This is a genomic window from Pseudomonas sp. IT-P176, from assembly GCF_949767245.1.
GTDB lineage: Bacteria > Pseudomonadota > Gammaproteobacteria > Pseudomonadales > Pseudomonadaceae > Aquipseudomonas.
In genome coordinates this window covers 1-2,041 of sequence record NZ_CATKPN010000081.1, presented here as the reverse complement: position 1 = coordinate 2,041, position 2,041 = coordinate 1, and the positions used below count along the sequence as shown (strand labels likewise).

2 protein-coding genes are annotated in these 2,041 nt (G+C 56.1%); both read right to left on the bottom strand.

Features of this window, described 5'->3' with window-relative positions:
* Positions 1–45: 45 nt before the first annotated feature.
* Entirely contained in the window at positions 46–1,578 is a 1,533-nt protein-coding gene (tnpC, locus tag ACM6IP_RS22690) for an IS66 family transposase (RefSeq protein ID WP_414862319.1), read from the bottom strand.
* 18 nt (positions 1,579–1,596) lie between these two features.
* The gene (tnpB, locus tag ACM6IP_RS22685) at positions 1,597–1,956 is read right to left on the bottom strand and encodes an IS66 family insertion sequence element accessory protein TnpB (protein ID WP_019412232.1); all 360 of its coding nucleotides are present in this window, start codon (positions 1,954–1,956) and stop codon (positions 1,597–1,599) included.
* Between the last annotated feature and the right edge of the window lie 85 nt (positions 1,957–2,041).

Sequence of the window (2,041 nt, the reverse complement as noted above, 5' to 3'; positions counted from 1 at the left end):
GTAAGCGCTCCATGAACCCCACCTATTCAAAAATAGGCGGTGCGCTTAGCGGTGCGATGCGAACGAGCAGTTCCAAGGCAGTAAGGCTTCGTAATCTTCAACCGAGGTTGCCTGTGGCAGGCGTTCAAGTGCGTGGCGCAACCACGCATAGGGCTCTTGGCCGTTGGCTTTAGCCGTCTCGACCAGGCTGTAAAGTTGAGCGCTGGCCATCGCGCCTTTGGGCGTGTCGCTGAACAGCCAATTCTTGCGCCCGATAACGAAGGGCCGGATCGCACGCTCGGCCGCATTGTTGTCGATCGGCAAGTAACCGGCTTCGGTGTAGCGCACCAACTTGATCCAGTTGCTGGCCAGGTAGCTGATGGCTTTGCCCAGTGCATTTTGCGCCGTCACTTGTGGCTGGGTTTTCTCCAGCCATGTGTGCAACTGCGCCAACACCGGCAGGCTGTTTTGCTGTCGGCTCTCGTGGCGATATTCATCGCCGACTTCTTTTAAATCTCGCTCGATACCGTACAGCTTGTTGATCAGATTCAGGGCGATATCGGCACGCCCGGTTTTGCCTTTAGGCTGCACTTTTTGCGCCTCGACAAACTTGCGCCGCGCATGTGCCCAACAGCCTAAACGGTCGACACCGGATTGCGCCCCCAAGGCGTTATAACCAGCGTAATCATCGGTCATCAGGTAGCCGCGATAACCTTCGAGCAGGCGCGACGGAACCTCCTGCGCCCGGCTGCTCGAGTAGTCAAATAAGATAACGGGTTGATCCGGCGGCCCGCCGGTTTGCACCCACATCCAGGATTGGCTGGTGGGCTCTCGATCTGGCTCTTTCAGCACCTGTACACGCGTTTCGTCGCAGTGGATGACGCGGCTTTCCAGTAGCCGGTCGCGCATCAAATTCAGCAACGGCTGCAAGTGTTCACCGCACTGGATAACCCATCGAGCCAAGGTCTGGCGTGGGATATCGATACCGTGGCGGCCCAGCACTTTTTCGAAGCGGTGAAGCGGTAAGCCGTCGACGTATTTGGTCGTCAGCAGCATCGCCAGGACACTCGGGCTGGCCATACTTTTTTCAATCAGTTGAGCGGGCTTGTCCGCTGTAACCGGTGCGGTTTCGCAATCGCGGCAACCGTAGATCTTGCGCACATGTTTGATCACGCGGATTTGCATCGGCACGATCTCAAGCTGCTCGCTGATTTCCTCGCCAATGGTGTGTTTACGGCAACCGCAGGCGCAGATCAGTTCGTGCTCGGGCAGTTCGTGGATGACTTCAATGCGCGGAAGATCGGCGGGCAGAGGCTGGCGTTTACCGCGATGTTTGGTCGGAGCTACGACCTCTTCTTCCACCGTTTCGTCGACAGACTCGGCCACGCTTTCAGCTTCGTTGAACAAGGTCATTTGCGGGGTCGCGGGATCGGCTGTTTGCTCTGACTTGCGCCCGAAAAGGCGCTGACGCAACAGCGCGTTTTCTTCTTCGAGATGAACGATTTTGCCCTTATCCGACTCGCGCTCACTCAGCATTTGCTCAAGCAGTCGCTTGAGCAAAACAGGGTCGTCAGGAAGGTCTTTGGGCATGGAAATCATGCCCTGGATTATACCGAATCAAGCGACGAATCGAGGCGTCAAAACTTGATGCGGACGGTTGCGCCACAAATCAAAACCGTCCAGTAACCAGTTGAGTTCTTGAACCGTCAGTACGATGGCTTCATCCGAACAATCCGGCGATGTTTTGAAGCGCTCGGACTCCAGGCGCTTTAGCCAAAGGCAGAAGCCGTTGCGCTCCCAATACAAAATCTTCACTCGGTTTCGAGGCTTGTTGAGGAACACGAAAAGCACCGGGTCAAACACCGCGACCTTGATGTCCAGTTCGACCAGAGCGGCGAGGCCGTCAATGGATTTTCGGAAGTCGACAGGCTTGGGATAGAGATAGACTTTTTCGACTTTTGCGTCGGGACGCATCATGAGGTGCTGGCTCCGGAAAGGAATCGGGAGCACAGCATCGGGGATCAGGTGGTGAGTTTGAATGTGGGGTTTATGGAGCGCTTAC